Below are 21,380 nucleotides of genomic sequence, written 5' to 3'. Positions count from 1 at the left end.
TGGTCAGCCCTCCGAAGGGGCGAGGCGCTTGAGCTCCGCCTCGGTGGAGTTGAGCAGGTCGATCCAGGACGCCTCGAACTTCTCGACGCCCTCGTCCTCGAGGAGCTGCACGACGTCGTCGTAGGAGATCCCGAGCTTCGCGGCGGCGTCGAGCTCGGCCTTCGCCTGCTCGTAGGTGCCGGCGATGGTGTTGCCGGTGATCTGCCCGTGGTCGGCCGTGGCCTCGAGGGTGGCCTCGGGCATGGTGTTCACCGTGCCGGGGGCGACCAGGTCGTCGACGTACAGCGTGTCCTTGTACGCGGGGTCCTTCACGCCGGTGGAGGCCCACAGCGGGCGCTGCTTGTTGGCCTGCACCTTGTCCAGCGCGGCCCAGCGGTCGGAGGAGAAGACCTCCTCGTACGCCTGGTAGGCCAGCCGGGCGTTGGCGAGCGCCGCCTTGCCCTTCAGCGCCTTGGCCTCGTCGGTGCCCAGCGCGTCGAGCCGCTTGTCGATCTCGGAGTCCACGCGGGACACGAAGAACGAAGCCACCGAGTGGATCCTGGAGAGGTCGAGGCCCGCGGCCTTCGCCTTCTCCAGGCCCGCCAGGTAGGCGTCCATGACCTCGCGGTAGCGCTCCAGCGAGAAGATCAGCGTCACGTTGACGCTGATGCCCTTGCCGATGACCTCGGTGATCGCCGGCAGACCGGCCTTCGTCGCCGGGATCTTGATGAGCGTGTTCGGCCGGTCCACCAGCCAGGCCAGCTGCTTGGCCTCGGCGATCGTGGCATCGGTGTGGTGGGCCAGGCGCGGGTCGACCTCGATGGAGACCCGGCCGTCCTGGCCGTCCGTGGCGTCGAAGACAGGACGCAGGATGTCGGCGGCGTCGCGTACATCCGCAGTCGTGATCATGCGGATGGCCTCGTCGACCGTGACCTTGCGGGTCGCGAGGTCGGTGAGCTGCTGCTCGTAACCGTCGCCGTGCGAGATCGCCTTCTGGAAGATCGACGGGTTGGTGGTGACGCCCACGACGTGCTGCTGGTCGATCAGCTCGGCGAGGTTGCCGGAGGTGATCCGCTTGCGCGACAGGTCATCGAGCCAGATCGCCACGCCCTCGTCGGAGAGGCGCTTGAGTGCGTCTGTCATGAGAGTTGCATCTCCTACTAGTCGTATAACGGCGTCAGCGCGTGACGTCGGCGAGAGATTCCCGTGCGGCGGCGGCCACGTGCTCGCCGGTGAAGCCGAACTCGCGGAAGAGGACGTTGGCGTCGGCCGAGGCACCGAAGTGCTCCAGCGAGACGATGCGGCCGGCGTCACCGACGTACCGGTGCCAGGTCAGACCGATGCCCGCCTCGACGGCGACGCGGGCCTTCACGGACGGCGGCAGAACGCTGTCCTTGTACGCCTGGTCCTGCTCCTCGAACCACTCGACCGACGGCATCGACACCACGCGGGTCGGGATGCCGGCAGCCTGCAGCTCCTCGCGCGCCTCGACGGCGAGGTGCACCTCGGAGCCGGTGCCGATGAGGAGAACCTGCGGCTCGCCGCCCTCGGCCTCGAAGAGCACGTAGCCGCCCTTGGCCGCGTCCTCGTTCGCCTCGTACGTCGGCACGCCCTGACGGGTCAGCGCCAGACCGTGCGGGGCACCCTTGCCGAACACCTTGGTGTAGCGGCGCAGGATCTCGCGCCAGGCGATGGAGGTCTCGTTGGCGTCGGCGGGGCGGACGATGTTCAGGCCGGGGATGGCGCGCAGCGAAGCCAGGTGCTCCACCGGCTGGTGGGTCGGGCCGTCCTCGCCGAGACCGATCGAGTCGTGCGTCCACACGTACGTCACCGGCAGGTGCATCAGCGCGGACAGGCGCACGGCGTTGCGCATGTAATCGGAGAACACCAGGAAGGTGCCGCCGTAGATGCGGGTGTGACCGTGCAGTGCGATGCCGTTCATGGCCGCGGCCATGGCGTGCTCGCGGATACCGAAGTGGATCGTCCGGCCGTACGGGTCCGCGCCCGGCAGCGGGTTGCCCACCGGGAGGAAGGACGACGTCTTGTCGATCGTCGTGTTGTTCGAGCCCGCGAGGTCGGCGGAGCCGCCCCACAGCTCGGGGATGATCTCGCCGAGCGCCTGGAGCACCTTGCCGGAGGCGGCGCGGGTGGCGACACCCTTGCCCGGCTCGAAGACCGGAATCCTGTCCTCCCAGCCCTTGGGCAGCTCGCCCGCGGAGATCCGGTCGAACTCGGCGGCGCGCTCCGGGTTGGCGGTGCGCCACGCGGCGAAGGACTTCTCCCACTCGGCCTTGGCCTCGCGGCCGCGGTCCAGCGCCTCACGGGTGTGCGAGATGACCTCGTCGGAGACCTCGAAGGACTTCTCCGGGTCGAAGCCGAGGACCTTCTTGGTCGCGGCGACCTCGTCGTCGCCGAGCGCCGAGCCGTGCGAGGCCTCGGTGTTCTGGGCGTGCGGGGCCGGCCAGGCGATGATCGAGCGGGCCGCGATGAACGACGGGCGCTCGGTCTCGGCCTTGGCCGCCTGCAGCGCCTTGTACAGACCCGCCGGGTCCAGGTCGCCGTTGGGCAGCTGCTCGACACGCTGCACGTGCCAGCCGTACGCCTCGTACCGCTTCAGGGTGTCCTCGGAGACCGCGGTCTCCGTGTCGCCCTCGATGGAGATGTGGTTGTCGTCCCAGAGCAGCACCAGGTTGCCGAGCTTCTGGTGTCCGGCCAGCGAGGACGCCTCCGCGGAGATGCCCTCCTGCAGGCAGCCGTCACCGGCGATCGCCCAGACCGTGTGGTCGAAGGGGGAGGTGCCGGGGGCCGCCTCAGGGTCGAAGAGGCCGCGCTCGTAGCGGGCGGCCATCGCCATGCCCACGGCGTTGGCGACGCCCTGGCCCAGCGGGCCCGTCGTCGTCTCGACACCGGTGGTGTGGCCGTACTCCGGGTGTCCGGGGGTCTTCGAGCCCCAGGTGCGGAATGCCTTGAGGTCATCGAGCTCCAGGCCGTACCCGGCCAGGTAGAGCTGGATGTAGAGGGTCAGGCTGCTGTGACCTGCCGAGAGCACGAACCGGTCGCGACCGGTCCACTCCGCGTCGGCGGGGTCGTGCCGCATCACCTTCTGGAAAAGGGTGTACGCGGCGGGAGCCAGGCTCATCGCCGTGCCCGGGTGGCCGTTTCCGACCTTCTGTACGGCGTCGGCGGCAAGGACGCGGACAGTGTCCACGGCCCGCTGGTCCAATTCGGTCCACTGGAGATCTGTGGTGGTCGGCTTGGTGCTCACCCTGAGTCAGGGCTCCTCTCCACTGTTGTAAAACCGGTGACTGTGACGCACCGGGCATTGCCGAGCCTACCCCCGACAGAACCCGCAATTTCCTGGTGCTTTCCAGGGTGCAGGCGTCCCGACGAGTTCGCCTCCCGTATGAGCGGAGCGGCTCACTTTTGGGCTTCTCCGATGAGCGCGACGGCATACTTTTGGGCCTCTCCGATGAGCGCCGGCCGTCACTTGTGCGCCACTTCCGAGCGGCGTTTCCGCGCCACTCCAACACGACCCCACCCCCGCGAAGGAGGGCCTGTCCCCAACGTCTACAGTGGTCTGGTTCGCGCAAGTCTCTCCTGGGCCTCCACGCCCGGAGCTTGCTGGGATTTCTCTGTCAGGGGTGTGCGTGACGGCCGTCGAGTCCCGACCCGCAGGGGTCGCCTTGACTCCGAGCCCAGGGGGCCATCGCCCGTTCGGGGCCCGTATCAAGGCATTCGTGGCGCTGACCAAGCCGCGGATCATCGAGCTGTTGCTGATCACCACTGTTCCGGTGATGTTCCTGGCCGCTCAGGGTGTGCCCGACCTGTGGCTCGTACTCATTACCACCATCGGCGGATATCTCTCCGCCGGCGGTGCCAATGCGCTCAACATGTACATCGACCGCGACATCGACGCGTTGATGGACCGTACGTCGCAGCGTCCGCTCGTCACCGGCATGGTGAGCCCGCGCGAGTGCCTGGCCTTCGGTATCGCCCTCGCGGTGATCTCGACCGTCTGGTTCGCGCTGCTGGTCAACTGGCTGTCGGCGGCCCTGTCGCTCGGTGCGCTGCTCTTCTATGTCGTCGTCTACACGATGCTGCTCAAGCGCCGTACCGCGCAGAACATCGTCTGGGGCGGCATCGCGGGCTGCATGCCGGTCCTCATCGGCTGGTCCTCCGTCACGAACTCGATGTCGTGGGCGGCCGTCATCCTCTTCGCCGTCATCTTCTTCTGGACGCCGCCGCATTACTGGCCGCTGTCGATGAAGGTGAAGGACGACTACGCCCGGGTCGGCGTTCCGATGCTTCCGGTCGTCGCCTCCAACCGGGTGGTGGCCCGCCAGATCGTCCTCTACAGCTGGGTGATGGTGGTCGTCTCGCTGCTGCTGACCCCGCTCGGCTACACCGGCTGGTTCTACACCGCGGTGGCGCTGCTGACCGGCGGGTTCTGGCTCTGGGAGGCGCACGGCCTGCAGAACCGGGCCAGGGCCGGGGTGTCCGGTGCCAAGCTCAAGGAGATGCGGCTGTTCCACTGGTCGATCACCTATGTCTCGCTGCTGTTCGTCGCGGTCGCGGTGGACCCCTTCCTGCGCTAGCACCCCCTTCTGCTCCTGCCGGCGGGCGGACGACGTGGCCCATGCCACGCCGTCCGCCCGTCGCCAGTTGATCTACCGCTCGGTAGCATCCGATACATGGCAGAGACGGCAGAAACCCAGCAGGTTGACGACAGCAAGCAGGCCGCCCGCGCGGAGCGCAGGGCAGCCAGGCTCGCCAAGCAGATCGGCGCCTTCGCCAAGGCGCACGGCGGCGCCGAGGGGCAGCTCGCCTACATCGGGCAGATGGGCACCCGTATCGTCCTGGTCGGCGAGGACGGCGGCTGGGGCGACCTGGTCGCCCCGTCGTACGCGGTCGCCGAGAGCGCCGCGGCGAAGGCCGGGATCACGATGCACGAGTCCTTCGACGGCGAGTTCGCCGCCAAGGTCCGCACCGGCCCGTACGAGTGGACGCGGATGGCCGGGATCCAGCTGGGCGGTCCGTCCAACCAGGCCTGAACGGTGCGCAACAAGGGCTGAGCGGGCGTGCGGGCCGTATCCCGGTGGCACAGGAGCAACAACTGACACCGGGGTCACCCGTTAGGACGTGTACACACACGTCGTCGCAGGGAGCCCGGGATGGCCGACACACTGCACGTGACGGACCCGGTCGACCAGCAGTGCCACGGGGTGCTCCGCACCGAGTTCGGCCGCGGCACCTTCGAGGCCCGGCTGGCGACGGCCGCCACGGCCGGCGGGCCGCCCGCCCCCGGTACCACCTGGTTCGACACCCAGACCGGCTTCGCCGTGCGCCGCTGGTGCGCGCCGCTGCTGGACCTCGACCCCCACTGCCTGCCGGCCGGCTATCTGGCCCGCCGCCGGGAACTGGGCGTCGTGGAGACCGGCCGGCGGCTGCTGCGCGCCACCGGGGCGGACGCGCGCGAGATCGTCCGGCTGGAGTCCCTGGCCGAGCAGATCGCCGACACCTCGGGCACCGTCGGGAGCTTCCTCGCCAACCTCGCCGAGGCCGTGCACACCGCGGCCGCCTCGGCCACCGCCTTCACCTCCGACGCGGCCGCGCACCACGGACCGGAACCCGACCCGGGGCCACCGGGACCGGGGCAGGTGCGCGGCGCGGCCGGCCGGTGGCTCGCCGGGCGCGACGCGGCACGCAGAGCGGCCCGCACGGGCGCGGGCGGCCCGCGTACGCCGGGCGCCGCCCCCGACGACCCGGTGCTGCTGCGGCATCTGCTGTGGGCCGCGGTGGCCTGCGGGCGTCCGCTGCAACTGCAGCTGCGCTCCACCGACCCGCGGCGGCTCGCGGGCTTCGCCGCCGCCACGGCCGGACTGGGCAGCGATCTGGTGCTGCTGAACAGCTATCCGTACCACCGGCACGCCGCACAGCTCGCGCACGCCCACCCGCATGTGTACGCCGACGCGGGCGCCGCCCCTGCCCGTACGGGGGCGCGCGCCGCGGCCGTCCTGGCGGAGATCCTGGAGCTGGCCCCGTTCGGCAAGGTGCTCTTCTCCAGCGGCGCCCAGGGGCTGCCGGAGCTCCATGTGGTGGGCGCGCACCAGTTCCGTGAGGCGCTCGGCCGGGTGCTGGGCGGCTGGGTGGCGGACGGCGCGTGGTCACATACCGATGCCACGCGGGGCGCCGCGATGATCGCGTCCGGCAATGCGCGCAGGGTGTACGGGCTGGGGTGACGGACCGGCTCAGCCCTTGCCCTGGTCGGGCGCCGTCCCCCGGGAGCCGGGCGCCGGAGCGAAACGTGCTCCGTTCTTCTCGGCCCAGGCACGGAACCCCGACATATGGGTGGGCGTCGAGAAGTGCTCGGGGCTCTCTCCGGCGCCCTCGCGCATCAGCACGAACTGGCAGCCCCGACAGTGCCGCAGGTCCGGTCCCTGCGTGGCCGCGGTGCCATGGACCCGGTCCGCGAGGGCGGCGGCCCGGTCGCGGGAGCGCACCGCCGTGCGGACCGAGGCGCGGGCGAGCGCCGTCGCAAGCGGGATCAGGACGATCAGCACCCCGAGCCGGCCCCAGGAGAAGTCCGCGAACAGGAGGAACAGCCCGATGACGACGACCAGCGAGGGCAGTGCCGTACCGACCCGGGGCAGCTTGGCCCGGGGGAGGGGCATCTCGTACTTCCCGCTCTCGGCGAGCGAGAGACCGCGGTGGAAGCACCGGACGCGGTCCTGTCCCGTACACGAACCCATGTCCACCCCAGAGATCGAACGAACGATCTGTGACGGCCTACATGGTGGGGCCGGAGGGACGCGTTCCTTGAATGCGCGACGGGAAATGGCCGAAAGCGGAGGGGAAGTGAGCCGAACCGCCGCCCTTGCGCTCAGCCGGCGGCTGCGGGCTCCGGCTGCTCGGCGGCGGGACCGGGCACGGACGCGACGGCCACGGGGCGTTCACGCAGCGACAGCAGCACCCGCAGGACCGCGATCCACACCAGGCACGAGCCGAACATGTGCAGCCCGACCAGGATCTCGGGGGTGTCGGTGAAGTACTGGACGTAACCGATCACGCCCTGTGCCATCAGCACCAGGAAGAGATCGCGGGTGCGGCGCTGCGGCGCGGCCGGCGCGTCGACGGCCTTCAGCACGAACCAGAGTGCCACCGTCAGCGCCACCACGACCCAGGCGAGATCGGCGTGCAGCTGCGCGATCATCTTCCAGTCGAGCGGAATGCGGTGGACGTCGCTGGAGTCTCCGGCGTGCCGTCCGGCGCCGGTGACGACCGTGCCGACGGCGATCAGCAGTCCGGCCGCGGCCGTCAGCAGCCAGGTCAGCTGCGCGACCGCCTTGCCCACCAGCGGACGGGGTTCGGCGTCGCCCTCGCGGGCCCGCTGCCAGGTCAGCACGGCGACCGTGAGCAGCGCGGTGGAGAGCAGGAAGTGCGCCGCGACGGTGTACGGGTTGAGACCGACCAGCACCACGATGCCGCCGAGCACCGCATTGCCCATGACCACCCAGAACTGCGCCCAGCCCAGCCGGGTGACGCTGCGCCGCCACGGCTTCGCGGAACGGGCGGCGATGATCGCCCAGCCGACCGCCGCGCACAGGACGTACGTGAGCATCCGGTTGCCGAACTCGATGGCTCCGTGGAAACCCATCGCGCTGGTCGCCGTCAGGCTCTCGTCGGTGCACTTGGGCCAGGTCGGGCAGCCCAGGCCGGAGCCGGTGAGCCGCACCGCGCCGCCGGTCACCACGATGAGCACGGCCATCACGACGGCCGACATCGCCGCACGCCGGACCGTCCGGGGGGACGGGGTCCAGCGTCCGGCGATGAAGGAAAGCGGGTTCCGTACGGCTTGAGCGACGTCGGCTCGGGTCAGCTGAGGCACGCGCACCATCGTAAGCGGCGGCTTGTGCAAGCTTTCACGAGGGGGACGAGTTACCCCGAACCGCCGGACCGGAGCGCCGGCCGGGCGGTCGTGCGCGGCCGGGCGCGATCACTCCCAGCGGAAGAACTTCGCCGCCGCGCCCAGCCCGAGCACCGCCCAGACCGCGAGGATCCCGAGATCCCGCCACGGCATCGATGCGCCGTGCTGGAGCACGTCCCGCAGCCCGTCCGACAGGGCCGCGATCGGCAGCAGCCCGAGCACCGACTGCACCGCGTCCGGGAACTTGTCCAGCGGCACGATGACCCCGCCGCCGACCAGCAGCAGCAGGAAGACCAGGTTGGCCGCGGCGAGCGTCGCCTCCGCCTTGAGCGTCCCGGCCATCAGCAACCCGAGTCCGGAGAAGGCCGCGGTGCCGAGCACGAGGAGCAGCAGCACGGCGAACGGGCTGCCGTGCGGCGACCAGCCCAGCGCGAACGCGATAGCCGTCAGCAGCACGACCTGCAGAACCTCGGTGACCAGCACGGAGAGGGTCTTGGCGGTCATCAGGCCCCAGCGGGGCAGCGGTGAGGCACCGAGCCGCTTGAGCACGCCGTAGCGCCGCTCGAAGCCGGTGCCGATGGCCTGGCCGGTGAAGGCGGTGGACATCACGGCGAGCGCGAGAACGCCGGGCGCCAGGAAGTCGACGGACCGGCCGGCACCGGTGTCCACGATGTCGACCGCGCTGAACAGCACCAGCAGCAGCGTCGGAATGATCACTGTCAGGAGCAGCTGCTCGCCGTTGCGCAGCAGCATCCGCGTCTCCAGCGCGGCCTGCGCACCGATCATGCGGGGCAGCGGGGCGGCACCGGGCCGCGGGGCGTACGTACCGGCGCTCATGCGCGCAGCTCCTTGCCGGTCAGTTCCAGGAAGACGTCCTCCAGGGTGTGGCGCTCGACGGCGATGCCGTCCGGCATCACGCCGTGCTGCGCGCACCAGGAGGTGACGGTGGCCAGCAGTTGCGGGTCCACCTCGCCGGTGATGCGGTACGCGCCCGTGGCGACCTCGGCCGCCTGGGTGCCGTCGGGCAGCGCCTTGAGCAGCGAGCCGAGGTCGAGGCGGGGGCGGCCGGTGAAGCGCAGGGTGTTCTCGGCGCCGCCGCGGCAGAGTGTCTCGGGGCTCCCCTGGGCGATGACCCGGCCCGCGTCGACGATGGCGACGTCGTCGGCGAGTTCCTCGGCCTCGTCCATGAAGTGGGTGGTGAGGACCACCGATACACCGTCGCCGCGCAGTTCCCGTACGAGATCCCAGGTGGAGCGGCGGGCCTGCGGGTCGAGGCCGGCGGTCGGCTCGTCCAGGAACACCAGCTCGGGGCGGCCGACGACGGCCATGGCCAGGGCGAGCCGCTGCTGCTGGCCGCCGGAGAGCCGCCGGTAGGCCGTACGGCCGCAGCTGCCCAGACCCAGGCGTTCGATCAGGGCGTCGACATCCAGCGGGTGGGCATGGAGCTTCGCCATGTGGCGGAGCATCTCGTCGGCACGCGCCCCGGAGTGGACACCACCCGACTGCAGCATCACGCCGATCCGGGGCCGGAGCGCGGCCGCGTCGGCGACCGGGTCGAGGCCGAGGACGCGCACGGTGCCCGCGTCGGGCCGGCGGTAGCCCTCGCAGGTTTCGATGGTGGTGGTCTTGCCGGCGCCGTTGGGACCGAGGACGGCGGTGACCGTTCCGGTGCGTACGCCCAGGTCGAGGCCGTCCACGGCGGTCTTGGCGCCGTACCGCTTCACCAGGCCACGGATCTGCACGACCGGCTCGTTCTTCATGGCCGGTAAGTCTAGGCAGCGGCCCGGCAGCCGAGTCCCCCGGGGCTGGATTAGGTAACCCTAAGTGACGAATTCCACGATTGATCGTTTCGGACCGTGGTTGTCAGGGCCGGAGGAATTACGCAACAATGGCGTTGTGAAATACCAGGGCGAGGCTCCGCAGGAGGAACTCGCGACCGGCGAGCGCTCGACGCGCAACCGGGTCGCGCGCTCCATCCTGGACCACGGCCCGTCCACCGTCGCCGATCTGGCGAAGCGCCTGGGGCTGACCCAGGCCGCCGTCCGCCGCCATCTCGACGCCCTCGTCTCCGACGGCGTCGTCGAGGCCCGCGAACAGCGGGTGTACGGGGCGCGGACCCGCGGCCGTCCGGCCAAGGTGTTCGCCCTGACCGACTGCGGCCGGGACGCCTTCGACCAGTCGTACGACAAGCTTGCCGCCGACGCCCTGCGCTGGATCGCCGAGACCGCGGGCGACGAAGCGGTCGTCGCCTTCGTCCGCGCCAGGGCCACCGCCCAGTCGGCCGCCTACCGCGAGGCCATCGACGCGGCGGGCCCCGAGCAGCGCACAGAGGCGCTGGCCAAGGCCTTGTCCGCCGACGGGTACGCTGCTACGGCGCGAAGCGCGCCGGGCCCCCACCAGGGCGAGCAGCTGTGCCAGCACCACTGCCCGGTCGCACATGTCGCCGAGCAGTTCCCGCAGCTGTGCGAGGCGGAGACGGAGATCTTCTCCAGCCTGCTCGGGACCCATGTGCAACGTCTGGCCACCATCGCCCACGGCGACGGGGTGTGCACGACGTTCGTACCGCGCGGCGGACCCGCAACCGCACAGACCACCACATCAGCATCTGCAAGCACGGCCGGGAGGAACCCCGCATGACGCTCCCCACGGAGACTGCCCACCCTGAGCTCGAGGGTCTGGGTACGTACGAATTCGGCTGGGCCGACTCCGACGCGGCAGGCGCGGCGGCCAAGCGCGGCCTCTCCGAGGCTGTCGTACGCGACATCTCGGCAAAGAAGAACGAGCCCGAGTGGATGCTGAAGCTCCGCCTCAAGGGCCTGCGCCTGTTCGACAAGAAGCCCATGCCGAACTGGGGCTCGGACCTCTCGGGCATCGACTTCGACAACATCAAGTACTTCGTGCGGTCCACCGAGAAGCAGGCGGAGTCCTGGGAGGACCTGCCCGAGGACATCAAGAACACGTACGACAAGCTCGGCATCCCGGAGGCGGAGAAGCAGCGCCTGGTCGCCGGTGTCGCCGCGCAGTACGAGTCCGAGGTCGTCTACCACCAGATCCGTGAGGACCTGGAGGAGCAGGGCGTCATCTTCCTCGACACGGACACCGCGCTGAAGGAGCACCCGGAGCTCTTCCAGGAGTACTTCGGCACCGTCATCCCGGTCGGCGACAACAAGTTCGCCTCGCTGAACTCGGCCGTGTGGTCCGGCGGCTCGTTCATCTACGTGCCGAAGGGTGTCCACGTCGACATCCCGCTGCAGGCCTACTTCCGTATCAACACGGAGAACATGGGCCAGTTCGAGCGGACGCTGATCATCGTCGACGAGGACGCCTACGTCCACTACGTCGAGGGCTGCACCGCGCCGATCTACTCCTCGGACTCGCTGCACTCCGCCGTCGTCGAGATCATCGTGAAGAAGGGCGGCCGCTGCCGCTACACGACGATCCAGAACTGGTCGAACAACGTCTACAACCTGGTCACCAAGCGCGCCGTGGCGTACGAGGGCGCGACCATGGAGTGGGTCGACGGCAACATCGGCTCCAAGGTCACGATGAAGTACCCGGCCGTCTACCTGATGGGCGAGCACGCCAAGGGCGAGACGCTCTCCATCGCCTTCGCGGGCGAGGGCCAGCACCAGGACGCCGGATCCAAGATGGTCCACATGGCGCCGAACACCTCCTCCAACATCGTCTCCAAGTCGGTGGCGCGAGGCGGCGGCCGTACCTCGTACCGCGGTCTGGTCGAGATCGGCGAGGGCGCCGCGGGCTCCAAGTCCAACGTGCTGTGCGACGCGCTCCTGGTCGACACGATCTCCCGCTCCGACACGTACCCGTACGTGGACGTCCGCGAGGACGACGTGTCCATGGGCCACGAGGCCACCGTCTCCAAGGTCTCCGAGGACCAGCTCTTCTACCTGATGAGCCGCGGTCTGACCGAGTTCGAGGCCATGGCCATGATCGTGCGCGGCTTCGTCGAGCCGATCGCGCGCGAGCTGCCCATGGAGTACGCGCTCGAGCTCAACCGGCTGATCGAGCTGCAGATGGAGGGTTCGGTCGGCTAGCACAGCCTGACGACCGAATCCCCCGACTTTTGACAGAGAAAGCGAGCACTACGACAGCCATGGCTGAGGCTCAGAACATTCCGGCGGGGTCCACCACCACCGGGTCCATCGCGGTGGCCGCCGAGTCGACCGTCGCCACGCGCGTGAGCGCGCCCCCGTCCTTCGACGTCGCGGACTTCCCGGTCCCGCACGGCCGCGAGGAGGAGTGGCGGTTCACGCCGCTGGAGCGGCTGCGTGGGCTGCACGACGGCACGGCCGTCGCGACCGGTGGCGCCGTCAAGGTCGCGGTGGAGGCCCCCGAGGGCGTCACCGTCGAGACCGTCGGCCGTGACGACGCCCGGCTCGGCCGGGCCGGCACCCCGGTGGACCGCGTCGCCGCCCAGGCGTACTCGTCCTTCGAGCAGGCCTCGGTCATCACGGTCGCCAAGGAGGCCGTGCTCCCCGAGCCGATCCGGATCGCCGTGCACGGCGAGGGCGGTGTGGCCTACGCCCACCAGGTCGTCGAGCTGGGAGCCTTCGCCGAGGCCGTCGTCGTCATCGACCACACCGGTGACGCGGTCGTCGCGGGCAACGTCGAGTACGTCCTCGGTGACGGCGCGAAGCTCACCGTCGTCTCCGTCCAGGACTGGGACGACACCGCAGTCCACGCCGCCCAGCACAACGCGCTGATCGGCCGGGACGCCACCTTCAAGTCGATCGTCGTCACCTTCGGCGGCGACCTGGTCCGGCTCCACCCGCGGGTCGCCTACGCGGGCACCGGCGGCGAGGCCGAGCTCTTCGGCCTGTACTTCACCGACAAGGGCCAGCACCAGGAGCACCGCCTCCTGGTCGACCACAACACCCCGCACTGCAAGTCCAACGCCGTCTACAAGGGCGCGCTGCAGGGCCAGGACGCGCACGCGGTATGGATCGGTGACGTCCTCATCCAGGCCAGGGCCGAGGGCACCGACACGTACGAGATGAACCGCAACCTGGTTCTCACGGACGGTGCGCGGGTCGACTCCGTGCCGAACCTGGAGATCGAGACCGGCGAGATCGTCGGCGCCGGCCACGCCTCCGCCACCGGCCGCTTCGACGACGAGCAGCTCTTCTACCTGATGTCCCGCGGCATCCCGGCCGAGGAGGCCCGCCGGCTCGTCGTGCGCGGCTTCTTCGCCGAGCTCGTCCAGCAGATCGGTCTGCCGGACGTCGAGGCCCGTCTGCTCGACAAGATCGAGGCCGAGCTGAAGGCTTCCGTCTGATGGCCTTCGTCAAAGTCTGTGCGCTGAGCGAGCTGGAGGAGGACACCCCGAAGCGGGTGGAACTCGACGGCACGCCGGTGTCCGTGGTCCGCACCGAGGGCGAGGTGTTCGCGATCAACGACATCTGCTCGCACGCGAACGTCTCACTGTCCGAGGGCGAGGTCGAGGACTGCATGATCGAGTGCTGGCTGCACGGCTCCAGCTTCGACCTGCGCACCGGTAAGCCGTCCGGTCTTCCCGCGACGCGCCCCGTCCCCGTATACCCCGTCAAGATCGAAGGGGACGATGTGCTCGTCTCCGTCACCCAGGAGTCCTGAGTCACCCATGGCAACGCTTGAAATCCGCGACCTGCACGTCTCCGTCGAGGCCGACAACGCCACGAAGGAGATCCTCAAGGGCGTCGACCTGATCGTGAAGCAGGGCGAGACCCACGCCATCATGGGCCCCAACGGGTCCGGCAAGTCGACCCTCGCGTACTCCCTCGCGGGTCACCCCAAGTACACGATCACCAGCGGCACGGTGACCCTGGACGGCGAGGACGTCCTGGCGATGACCGTCGACGAGCGCGCCCGCGCCGGCCTCTTCCTGGCCATGCAGTACCCGGTCGAGATCCCCGGTGTCTCGGTCTCCAACTTCCTGCGTACCTCCGCCACCGCCGTCCGCGGCGAGGCGCCCAAGCTGCGTACCTGGGTGAAGGAGGTCAAGGAGACGATGGCCGACCTCCAGATGGACCCGGCGTTCGCCGAGCGCAACGTCAACGAGGGCTTCTCCGGCGGTGAGAAGAAGCGCCACGAGATCCTTCAGCTGGAGCTCCTCAAGCCGAAGGTCGCGATCCTCGACGAGACCGACTCCGGCCTGGACGTCGACGCCCTGCGCGTCGTCTCCGAGGGCGTCAACCGGGTCCGCGAGACCGGCGAGGTCGGCACGCTGCTGATCACGCACTACACGCGGATCCTCCGTTACATCAAGCCCGACTTCGTACATGTCTTCGCCAACGGCCGTATCGCCGAGTCCGGCGGCGCCGAGCTCGCCGACAAGCTGGAGAACGAGGGCTACGAGGCATATGTGAAGGGTGGCGCTTCCGCGTGACACAGCTGCCGGGCCTCCTCGACACCGAGGCGATCCGCAAGGACTTCCCCCTGCTGGATCGTACGGTCCACGACGGGAAGAAGATCGTTTACCTGGACAGCGCGGCGACTTCGCAGAAGCCGCGCCAGGTGCTCGACGCTCTCAGTGAGTACTACGAGCGGCACAACGCCAACGTCCACCGAGGTGTGTACACGATCGCGGAGGAGGCCACGGCGCTGTACGAAGGCGCCCGTGACAAGGTCGCCGCGTTCATCAACGCGCCGAGCCGCAACGAGGTGATCTTCACCAAGAACGCCTCGGAGTCGCTCAACCTGGTGGCGAACATGCTCGGCTGGGCCGACGAGCCCTACCGGGTGGACCACGAGACCGAGATCGTCACCACGGAGATGGAACACCACTCCAACATCGTGCCGTGGCAGCTGCTCTCGCAGCGCACCGGCGCGAAGCTGAAGTGGTTCGGCATCACCGACGACGGCCGCCTCGACCTGTCCAACATCGACGAGGTCATCACGGAGAAGACGAAGATCGTCTCCTTCACGCTGGTCTCCAACATCATGGGCACGATCAACCCGGTCGAGAAGATCATCCGCCGGGCCCAGCAGGTCGGCGCGCTGGTCTGCATCGACGCCTCGCAGGCCGCCCCGCACATGGTGCTCGACGTGCAGGCGCTGCAGGCCGACTTCGTGGCCTTCACCGGTCACAAGATGGTCGGCCCGACCGGCATCGGTGTCCTCTGGGGCCGTCAGGAGCTGCTCGAGGACCTGCCGCCGTTCCTCGGCGGCGGCGAGATGATCGAGACCGTGTCGATGCACTCGTCGACCTATGCCCCGGCGCCGCACAAGTTCGAGGCGGGTACGCCCCCGATCGCGCAGGCCGTCGGCCTCGGCGCGGCCGTGGACTACCTCTCGGCGATCGGCATGGACAAGATCTTCCAGCACGAGCACGCGATCACCGAGTACGCGGTGAAGCGTCTCCTGGAGGTCCCGGACCTCAGGATCATCGGTCCGTCCAGCGCGGAGGACCGCGGCGCCACGATCTCGTTCACGCTCGGCGACATCCACCCGCACGACGTGGGTCAGGTCCTCGACGAGCAGGGCATCGCGGTCAGGGTCGGACACCACTGCGCACGGCCGGTCTGCCTGCGGTACGGAATTCCTGCGACGACGCGAGCGTCGTTCTATCTGTACTCCACGCCTGCCGAGGTCGACGCCCTGGTGGACGGTCTGGAGCACGTACGGAACTTCTTCGGCTGAGGGTTGACTGGTGAAGCTTGATTCGATGTACCAGGAAGTGATCCTGGACCACTACAAGCACCCCCACGGGCGCGGCCTGCGGGACGGCGACGCCGAGGTGCACCACGTCAACCCGACGTGCGGCGACGAGATCACGCTCCGGGTGAAGTACGACGGCGAGACCATCGCCGATGTGTCGTACGAGGGTCAGGGCTGCTCCATCAGCCAGGCCTCCGCCTCCGTGCTGAACGAGCTGCTGGTCGGCAAGGAGCTGGGCGACGCGCAGAAGATCCAGGAGACCTTCCTGGAGCTGATGCAGTCGAAGGGCCAGCTGGAGCCGGACGACGCGATGGAGGAGGTGCTGGAGGACGCGGTCGCGTTCGCCGGTGTCTCGAAGTACCCGGCCCGGGTCAAGTGCGCGCTGCTGAGCTGGATGGCGTGGAAGGATGCGACGGCGCAGGCGCTGTCCGAAGGGAAGACGGCATGAGCGAGAACGAGACCCTGAGCAAGCCGGCCTCCGAGGAGGAGGTCCGCGAGGCCCTGTACGACGTCGTCGACCCCGAGCTGGGCATCGACGTCGTCAACCTGGGCCTGATCTACGGCATTCACATCGACGACGCCAACATCGCCACCCTCGACATGACGCTGACGTCCGCGGCCTGCCCGCTGACCGACGTCATCGAGGACCAGGCGAAGTCCGCGACCGACGGCCTCGTCAGCGAGCTGCGGATCAACTGGGTCTGGATGCCGCCGTGGGGTCCGGACAAGATCACGGACGACGGGCGCGAGCAGCTGCGCGCACTCGGCTTCAACGTCTGAGCCGACTGCACCCGTGTGACGGCCCCCGGCTTCGGCCGGGGGCCGTCCTGCGTTGTTCGTCTGCCGTACGCATGACGTGTGTCCGGCGTTGGCACAGGGACCGGAACCTACTCGTCGACATCACGCCGACGAGAGGCACGCTGTGCTGCAACCGCTTTCGCTCCGGAGCCGCCGGGCCGTCACCGCCGCGTCCGGCGTCCTTGCGCTGGCCGCTCTGGGGATCAACGCCCCTGCGCACGCCGCGAGTTACGGAACCCCGACGATCGCCCTGTCCGCCGCCTACCTCTCCGGCGCCGTCGGGGCGGCCGGTGACCCGGTGGTGACCGTCACCGTCGCGCAGAGCGGCGCCGATGTGTCCGCGCTCGGCGTGGCGGCCTCCGCGAGCACCAAGTCGTCCGTCGCCGGAACCGGCGATGTGACCGTGACGGGGACCGGCGCCACCCGGCAGCTCGCGGTCGCCGCGCACGCGCGCGGCTACACGGACCTCACGATCAAGGTCACGGGGCTCGGCGGCAAGACCGCCACCAAGACGCTGCACTACGCCGCGTCCGCCGCCGTGCAGAACTCTGCCGACACGCGCTACCTCACCGGGTCCTCGGACGCCTCGGCCGCCGTCGACGTCGGGGGCGGTTACGCGGTGGTGGCCGACGACGAGTCCAACACGCTGCGGCTGTACAGCCGTTCGGCATCCGGTGCGCCCGTGAAGAGCTGGGACGTCGGCTCGGCACTCGGGGCGGACAAGGAGATCGACATCGAGGGCGCGACCCGGGTCGGGAACACCGTCTACTGGACCGGTTCGCTCGGCAACAACAAGGACGGCGAGTACAAGTCCGCCCGCAACACCGTCTTCACCACGACGGTGACCGGATCGGGCGCCGCCACCCAGCTGACGGTCGGCGGCTCGTACAAGAAGCTCCGGGACGACCTCGTCGCCTGGGACAAGGCGAACGGCAACCGGTACGGCTTCGCCGCGGGTACGGCCGACGGCGAAGTGCCCAAGCAGATCGACGGGTTCAACATCGAGGGCCTGGAGTTCGCGCCCGGCTCGACCACCACCGCGTACCTCGGCTTCCGGGCGCCGCTCGTACCGCCGAAGGGCGGTGGCAAGGCGCTGATCGTGCCCGTCACGAACTTCGACAAGGTGGCCGGCAGCGGGGCGAAGGCGGTCATCGGCACACCGATCGAGCTGGACCTCGGCGGCCTCAGCATCCGCGACATCCGCAAGAACGCCGCCGACCAGTATCTGATCGTGGCCGGTTCCTGGGCGGCCGACGACAACTCCGACCCGTACGCCCTCTACTCCTGGGACGGTGTCGCCGGACACGCGCCCGTCAAGCGGCTCGATCTGCCGACCGCCGACCCGGGTGGCTGGGAGGCCGTCGTCGACGTGCCGGACCTGACGGTTCCGGGCGCACGGGCGCAGCTGATCACGGACGCCGGCTCGGCCGATCTGTACGGGGACGGCACGGAGGCGAAGGACCTCGACCACGCCGAGTGGAAGAAGTCCCGCTCGGTCTGGTTCACCGTCAGCGGCTGACGGACTCGGCGCGGTTTCGCGCTGCGTCATGCGAACGGCCGTGGGCGCCGGGCAGACTGGCGGGCATGGCCGTTTCCTTTTACTCCCTCGTCGTCGACGCCCACGATCTGCCGTCGCAGGCCCGGTTCTGGTGCCGGGTGCTCGACTGGAAGGTGCTCTTCGAGGCCGATGACGAAATCGTCATCGGCGCCCACAAGGACGCCGTGCCCGGCATCACCTTCGTTCCCGTGCCCGAGAGGAAGACGCTCAAGAACCGGCTGCACATCGATCTCGCCCCGGACGACCAGGCGGCCGAGGTCGGGCGGATCGTCGGGCTCGGCGCCACCCGGACGGACGTCGGTCAGCAGGCCGGTACGGGCTGGGTGGTGCTGGCGGACCCGGAGGGGAACGAGTTCTGCGTGCTGAGCCCGAAGAACTCGCTCATCGACTGAGAACCGCCTGTACCCGTACCCGTACCCGGGCCGGGCCCGTGTGCGCGGGCCCGACCCGCGCTCACGGGCCGAACTGCGGGGGCACGGCAGCGGCTTCGGCGAGCACCGGGCCCAGGTTCTCGTTGCGCATCCGGCGGTCCACGTACAGCAGCCCGATCACCAGCTGCGGGAACGTCGCCGAGACGAGCTGGCCGACCAGCTGCCCCAGCAGCGTCGCCACCAGGTAGCCGCTCATGGCGACAACGACCGCTATCGCGTTGGGGTCGGAGCCCAGGCTCTCCATGCCGATCATGCCGGGGAACATGCCGAGGACCGAGAACGGCAGCTGGATGATGTAGCTCGCCACCGCCGCCATGAGCATGGCCAGCAGCGAGATGCCGAAGATCCGCCACCAGTCACCGCGAACCAGGTGCGACGAGCGGCGCAGCGCGGCGATCGGGCGCTGCCCCTCGAAGACCGCGGCCGCGGGGGCCAGCGAGAATTTCACCCAGAGCCAGATCGCCAGCGGGGCGGTGGCCAGAGCGCCCAGGACGCCGACCGCGATCGCCACCCCGCTGCCGGATCCGCTGTCCAGGGTGATGAAGGCGATCATCATGGCGATGAAGGCGACCATGATGAGCACCACCGGGATCACCGCGACCAGGGCGGTCAGGAGCACCGTGCCGATCACGGCCGGGACCCGCGCCCAGGCCCGGCGCCAGATGATGCCGAAGGCGGTCGGCCGGCCCAGGACCGCGTCCTGCAGAACCGCCGGAACCGTCGCGTACATCATCGCCGTGGCGGTCATCAGCGCCAGGACGGCCACCAGCCAGACGGCGCCGAAGGCGATCACCAGCGGCACGATGTCCTCCGTGCGCGGGCTCTCCTCGGAGGAGAGCTCCACGACCCGGTGCAGAGGGTCGCTGACCGCGGAGTACGCGACCGCGACCGCGACCCCGACCACGCCCAGCGCCCCGCCGTACACGGCCGCGCCGATGCCGAACAGTTGCTTCCAGTAGCGGCCCATCGTGGAGAACGCCCCGCCGATCATGTCCCCGAGGCCGAGGGGGCGCAGAGGTATCACCCCGGGTTTGGGTGGCGGCGGCATCCAGCCACCCCATCCGGGCGGCCCGGGAGGCCCCCCGTACGGCGCTCCTCCGTACGGTGCGCCGCCCCCGGGCACACCGCCGCCCCACCCTGCATCCTGCGCCACTGCTGCTCCGTCGTGTGTCGGGTCCATGAACCGGTCGGGACACCGTAGCGCCCCGTACGGGGCAGCGGATCCCCTCCGCCCGCCGTGCTATGTGTACGGATGTACGCAACCATGCGTACACTCGTACACATGGGATACGGACTGCTGGCCGCGGCCATAGCAGCAGAGGTGGCCGGGACGACGGCAATGAAGTACAGCGAGGGCTTCACCCGGCTCTGGCCCTCGCTCATCACCGTCCTCGGCTATCTGCTCGCCTTCTCGCTCCTCGCGCAGACGCTGAAGACGCTGTCCATGGGTACCGCCTACGCCATCTGGGCCGGGATCGGCACGGCGGCGGTCGCCGCCATTGGGGTGCTCTTCATGGGCGAATCCGGAAGCCCTGCCAAGGTGCTGGGCATCGCGCTGATCATCGCCGGCGTGGTGGTGCTCAACGCGGGCGGAGCGCACTGATGGCCCGCCGTTACGACCCGGAGCGACGCGACCGCATCATCGATGCGGCGATCCGGGTCGTCGGCGCCAGGGGCATCGCGGGGCTCAGCCACCGCTCCGTCGCCGCCGAGGCCGATGTGCCGCTCGGCTCGACGACGTATCACTTCGCCTCCCTCGACGAGCTGCTGGTCGCCGCGCTGCGCCGCTCGAACGAGAACTTCTCCCGGGCCATACGGGAGAGCGAGGCCCTCCTCGCCCCGGACGCGGACCTCGCCGAGGCGCTGGCCCGTCTGCTGGGGGAGTGGTTCTCCGGCGGGCGCGGGCGCCTGGAGCTGGAGTACGAGCTCTATCTCGCGGCGCTGCGCCGGCCCGTGCTGCAGCCCGTCGCCGCCGAGTGGACGGACGTCACCGCCGAGCTGCTGGCCGGGCGCACCGACCCGGCCACCGCGCGGGCGCTGATCGCGCTGATGGACGGGATCTGTCTGCAGGTGCTGCTGACCGGGGGGAGTTACGACGTGGCGTACACACGGGAGATGCTGGCGCGGATCATCGGCTGACCGCCGCCAGCGCCGCCTGCACGCTCGCCTCGATGTCCGTGATCGGATACAGCGCCTCGCGCACGGTCCGGTCCCGGTCCACCACCAGAGTCAGCCGCTTCAGCCGGCTGACCCCCGCCGCCCGGAACGTCGGCAGTCGCAGCGCCGCGGTCAGCTCCAGCTCCGCGTCGGACAGCAGCGGGAAGCGCAACCCCTCCGCGTCGGCGAACGCCCGCTGTTCATCGGGCCGTTGGGTGGAGACACCGCGCACGCTCGCCCCCACTGCCGTGAACTCGGCCAGCTGGTCGCGGTACGTACAGGATTCGAGGGTGCAGCCACGCGCGCCCGGGATCTCCGCCCAGCCCGGCGGATAGGCGTCCCGGCGGGCGTACGCGCTCGGGAAGCAGTACAGGACGGTGTACGGGGTGTCGGCCACCGGGTCACGCAACACACCGTCGTAGTCGAGGAGTTGCAGCTCGGGCAGGCGCGTGCCCACCAGGGCCCGTACCCGCTCCGCCTCCCTTGACGCCTCCGCGGCCGTCGCCATCTTCTCTCCGTCTCCCAACACCCAGGTGTCGCCCCAGTCCTGGAGCGCGATCAGTGCGGGCAGCAGCGCGCGGCCGCGCGGGGTGAGCCGGTACTCGTACCGGACCGGGCGGTCCTGGTACGGCTCCCGGGACAGCACGTCCGCCTCGACCAGCAGCCGCAGCCGCTCGGTGAGCACCTTGCGGGACACGCCCAGCTCCTGCTGGAGCGCGTCGAAGCGGTGCACTCCGCGCGCGGTGTCCCGCACGATCAGCAGGGTCCACCAGTCGCCCACGACATCGAGGGCCTGGGCGATCGCGCAGTCGGCGTCGGCCAGGCGGGTGCGCTGCGCCATTGCTTCGTCTTTTCCGTTCTCTTCCGAGGCAGGTCA

Annotated in this window: 23 protein-coding genes; 15 read left to right on the top strand and 8 right to left on the bottom strand. The window is 69.8% G+C overall.

The window, feature by feature from the left end:
• Positions 1-3 precede the first annotated feature (3 nt).
• Both tal and tkt read right to left on the bottom strand, forming a co-directional pair.
• Positions 4-1,122: a transaldolase gene (tal, locus tag LRD69_RS06280; RefSeq protein ID WP_277325555.1), complete on the bottom strand. Its 1,119-nt coding sequence runs from the start codon at positions 1,120-1,122 to the stop codon at positions 4-6.
• A gap of 34 nt (positions 1,123-1,156) precedes the next feature.
• Positions 1,157-3,244, bottom strand: a complete 2,088-nt coding sequence (gene tkt / locus LRD69_RS06275; RefSeq protein ID WP_277325554.1) for a transketolase — start codon at positions 3,242-3,244, stop codon at positions 1,157-1,159.
• Between the two features lie 376 nt (positions 3,245-3,620).
• On the opposite strand from tkt, the gene LRD69_RS06270 reads away from it, so the two are divergent.
• From LRD69_RS06270 to LRD69_RS06260, 3 genes are all read left to right on the top strand, one after another.
• Positions 3,621-4,574, top strand: a complete 954-nt coding sequence (locus LRD69_RS06270) for a heme o synthase (RefSeq protein ID WP_277325553.1) — start codon at positions 3,621-3,623, stop codon at positions 4,572-4,574.
• A 96-nt stretch (positions 4,575-4,670) separates the two neighbouring features.
• Entirely contained in the window at positions 4,671-5,030 is a 360-nt protein-coding gene (locus tag LRD69_RS06265) for a hypothetical protein (protein ID WP_277325552.1), read from the top strand.
• A gap of 120 nt (positions 5,031-5,150) precedes the next feature.
• Positions 5,151-6,218 carry an amidohydrolase gene (locus tag LRD69_RS06260; protein ID WP_277325551.1) on the top strand — a complete coding sequence of 356 codons (1,068 nt, stop codon included), beginning with the start codon at positions 5,151-5,153 and terminating at the stop codon, positions 6,216-6,218.
• Positions 6,219-6,227: 9 nt separating this feature from the next.
• Here the strand turns inward: LRD69_RS06260 and LRD69_RS06255 are convergent, their stop codons facing one another.
• The 4 genes from LRD69_RS06255 to LRD69_RS06240 all read right to left on the bottom strand — a co-directional run bounded on the left by LRD69_RS06255 (position 6,228) and on the right by LRD69_RS06240 (position 9,663).
• Positions 6,228-6,728 (bottom strand): hypothetical protein, encoded by a 501-nt coding sequence (locus LRD69_RS06255; protein ID WP_277325550.1) that lies wholly within the window; start codon positions 6,726-6,728, stop codon positions 6,228-6,230.
• A gap of 131 nt (positions 6,729-6,859) precedes the next feature.
• Entirely contained in the window at positions 6,860-7,873 is a 1,014-nt protein-coding gene (locus LRD69_RS06250) for a COX15/CtaA family protein (protein ID WP_277325549.1), read from the bottom strand.
• A 99-nt stretch (positions 7,874-7,972) separates the two neighbouring features.
• Positions 7,973-8,740 carry an ABC transporter permease gene (locus LRD69_RS06245; RefSeq protein ID WP_277325548.1) on the bottom strand — a complete coding sequence of 256 codons (768 nt, stop codon included), beginning with the start codon at positions 8,738-8,740 and terminating at the stop codon, positions 7,973-7,975.
• Positions 8,737-9,663, bottom strand: coding sequence for an ABC transporter ATP-binding protein (locus tag LRD69_RS06240; RefSeq protein ID WP_277325547.1), 927 nt, complete (start codon positions 9,661-9,663; stop codon positions 8,737-8,739). Before LRD69_RS06240 ends, LRD69_RS06245 begins: the two co-directional genes overlap by 4 nt.
• Positions 9,664-9,799: 136 nt before the next feature.
• Here LRD69_RS06240 and LRD69_RS06235 point away from each other — a divergent pair, with 136 nt between their 5' ends.
• The 10 genes from LRD69_RS06235 (at position 9,800) to LRD69_RS06190 (ending at position 18,307) form a co-directional block, all read left to right on the top strand.
• The gene (locus LRD69_RS06235) at positions 9,800-10,540 is read left to right on the top strand and encodes a metalloregulator ArsR/SmtB family transcription factor (protein ID WP_277325546.1); all 741 of its coding nucleotides are present in this window, start codon (positions 9,800-9,802) and stop codon (positions 10,538-10,540) included.
• Positions 10,537-11,958 carry a Fe-S cluster assembly protein SufB gene (gene sufB / locus LRD69_RS06230; RefSeq protein ID WP_277325545.1) on the top strand — a complete coding sequence of 474 codons (1,422 nt, stop codon included), beginning with the start codon at positions 10,537-10,539 and terminating at the stop codon, positions 11,956-11,958. The genes LRD69_RS06235 and sufB overlap by 4 nt, the downstream gene beginning before the upstream one ends.
• Before the next feature lie 59 nt (positions 11,959-12,017).
• Positions 12,018-13,199: a Fe-S cluster assembly protein SufD gene (gene sufD / locus LRD69_RS06225; protein WP_277325544.1), complete on the top strand. Its 1,182-nt coding sequence runs from the start codon at positions 12,018-12,020 to the stop codon at positions 13,197-13,199.
• Positions 13,199-13,516, top strand: coding sequence for a bifunctional 3-phenylpropionate/cinnamic acid dioxygenase ferredoxin subunit (locus LRD69_RS06220; protein WP_277325543.1), 318 nt, complete (start codon positions 13,199-13,201; stop codon positions 13,514-13,516). Before sufD ends, LRD69_RS06220 begins: the two co-directional genes overlap by 1 nt.
• Positions 13,517-13,523: 7 nt before the next feature.
• Positions 13,524-14,288, top strand: coding sequence for a Fe-S cluster assembly ATPase SufC (gene sufC, locus LRD69_RS06215; RefSeq protein WP_030919835.1), 765 nt, complete (start codon positions 13,524-13,526; stop codon positions 14,286-14,288).
• Positions 14,285-15,541 carry a cysteine desulfurase gene (locus LRD69_RS06210; protein WP_277325542.1) on the top strand — a complete coding sequence of 419 codons (1,257 nt, stop codon included), beginning with the start codon at positions 14,285-14,287 and terminating at the stop codon, positions 15,539-15,541. Before sufC ends, LRD69_RS06210 begins: the two co-directional genes overlap by 4 nt.
• A gap of 10 nt (positions 15,542-15,551) precedes the next feature.
• Positions 15,552-16,007 (top strand): Fe-S cluster assembly sulfur transfer protein SufU, encoded by a 456-nt coding sequence (gene sufU, locus LRD69_RS06205; RefSeq protein ID WP_277325541.1) that lies wholly within the window; start codon positions 15,552-15,554, stop codon positions 16,005-16,007.
• On the top strand, positions 16,004-16,339 hold the full coding sequence (locus tag LRD69_RS06200; protein WP_277325540.1) for a metal-sulfur cluster assembly factor: 336 nt from the start codon (positions 16,004-16,006) through the stop codon (positions 16,337-16,339). Before sufU ends, LRD69_RS06200 begins: the two co-directional genes overlap by 4 nt.
• Before the next feature lie 142 nt (positions 16,340-16,481).
• Positions 16,482-17,876, top strand: coding sequence for a DUF3616 domain-containing protein (locus tag LRD69_RS06195; protein ID WP_277325539.1), 1,395 nt, complete (start codon positions 16,482-16,484; stop codon positions 17,874-17,876).
• A gap of 65 nt (positions 17,877-17,941) precedes the next feature.
• On the top strand, positions 17,942-18,307 hold the full coding sequence (locus LRD69_RS06190) for a VOC family protein (protein WP_277325538.1): 366 nt from the start codon (positions 17,942-17,944) through the stop codon (positions 18,305-18,307).
• A 61-nt stretch (positions 18,308-18,368) separates the two neighbouring features.
• Here the strand turns inward: LRD69_RS06190 and LRD69_RS06185 are convergent, their stop codons facing one another.
• Positions 18,369-19,394, bottom strand: a complete 1,026-nt coding sequence (locus LRD69_RS06185) for a hypothetical protein (RefSeq protein ID WP_277325537.1) — start codon at positions 19,392-19,394, stop codon at positions 18,369-18,371.
• Between the two features lie 234 nt (positions 19,395-19,628).
• Between LRD69_RS06185 and LRD69_RS06180 the strand changes: the two genes are divergently transcribed.
• The gene (locus LRD69_RS06180; protein WP_277329643.1) at positions 19,629-19,949 is read left to right on the top strand and encodes a multidrug efflux SMR transporter; all 321 of its coding nucleotides are present in this window, start codon (positions 19,629-19,631) and stop codon (positions 19,947-19,949) included.
• Positions 19,949-20,485 (top strand): TetR family transcriptional regulator, encoded by a 537-nt coding sequence (locus LRD69_RS06175; RefSeq protein WP_277325536.1) that lies wholly within the window; start codon positions 19,949-19,951, stop codon positions 20,483-20,485. The genes LRD69_RS06180 and LRD69_RS06175 overlap by 1 nt, the downstream gene beginning before the upstream one ends.
• Here the strand turns inward: LRD69_RS06175 and LRD69_RS06170 are convergent.
• A complete protein-coding gene (locus tag LRD69_RS06170; RefSeq protein ID WP_277325535.1) occupies positions 20,475-21,344 on the bottom strand; it encodes a winged helix-turn-helix transcriptional regulator in 870 nt (289 codons plus the stop codon). The two genes, LRD69_RS06175 and LRD69_RS06170, sit on opposite strands and share 11 nt — an antisense overlap.
• Positions 21,345-21,380: the final 36 nt, after the last annotated feature.

The organism is Streptomyces sp. JH14 (assembly GCF_029428675.1).
In the GTDB taxonomy this organism is placed as follows: Bacteria; Actinomycetota; Actinomycetes; order Streptomycetales; family Streptomycetaceae; genus Streptomyces.
Note: the sequence above shows the minus strand (reverse complement) of the source record. Positions and strands in the feature narration are given on the sequence as shown.

Coding starts and splice junctions, on each gene's coding strand:
- tal (WP_277325555.1), bottom strand. CDS start 1,122: ATGACAGACGCACTCAAGCGCCTCTCCGACGAGGGCGTGGCGATCTGG.
- LRD69_RS06265 (WP_277325552.1), top strand. CDS start 4,671: ATGGCAGAGACGGCAGAAACCCAGCAGGTTGACGACAGCAAGCAGGCC.
- LRD69_RS06260 (WP_277325551.1), top strand. CDS start 5,151: ATGGCCGACACACTGCACGTGACGGACCCGGTCGACCAGCAGTGCCAC.
- LRD69_RS06255 (WP_277325550.1), bottom strand. CDS start 6,728: ATGGGTTCGTGTACGGGACAGGACCGCGTCCGGTGCTTCCACCGCGGT.
- LRD69_RS06250 (WP_277325549.1), bottom strand. CDS start 7,873: ATGGTGCGCGTGCCTCAGCTGACCCGAGCCGACGTCGCTCAAGCCGTA.
- LRD69_RS06245 (WP_277325548.1), bottom strand. CDS start 8,740: ATGAGCGCCGGTACGTACGCCCCGCGGCCCGGTGCCGCCCCGCTGCCC.
- LRD69_RS06240 (WP_277325547.1), bottom strand. CDS start 9,663: ATGAAGAACGAGCCGGTCGTGCAGATCCGTGGCCTGGTGAAGCGGTAC.
- sufB (WP_277325545.1), top strand. CDS start 10,537: ATGACGCTCCCCACGGAGACTGCCCACCCTGAGCTCGAGGGTCTGGGT.
- sufD (WP_277325544.1), top strand. CDS start 12,018: ATGGCTGAGGCTCAGAACATTCCGGCGGGGTCCACCACCACCGGGTCC.
- LRD69_RS06220 (WP_277325543.1), top strand. CDS start 13,199: ATGGCCTTCGTCAAAGTCTGTGCGCTGAGCGAGCTGGAGGAGGACACC.
- sufC (WP_030919835.1), top strand. CDS start 13,524: ATGGCAACGCTTGAAATCCGCGACCTGCACGTCTCCGTCGAGGCCGAC.
- LRD69_RS06200 (WP_277325540.1), top strand. CDS start 16,004: ATGAGCGAGAACGAGACCCTGAGCAAGCCGGCCTCCGAGGAGGAGGTC.
- LRD69_RS06190 (WP_277325538.1), top strand. CDS start 17,942: ATGGCCGTTTCCTTTTACTCCCTCGTCGTCGACGCCCACGATCTGCCG.
- LRD69_RS06185 (WP_277325537.1), bottom strand. CDS start 19,394: ATGCCGCCGCCACCCAAACCCGGGGTGATACCTCTGCGCCCCCTCGGC.
- LRD69_RS06180 (WP_277329643.1), top strand. CDS start 19,629: ATGGGATACGGACTGCTGGCCGCGGCCATAGCAGCAGAGGTGGCCGGG.
- LRD69_RS06175 (WP_277325536.1), top strand. CDS start 19,949: ATGGCCCGCCGTTACGACCCGGAGCGACGCGACCGCATCATCGATGCG.
- LRD69_RS06170 (WP_277325535.1), bottom strand. CDS start 21,344: ATGGCGCAGCGCACCCGCCTGGCCGACGCCGACTGCGCGATCGCCCAG.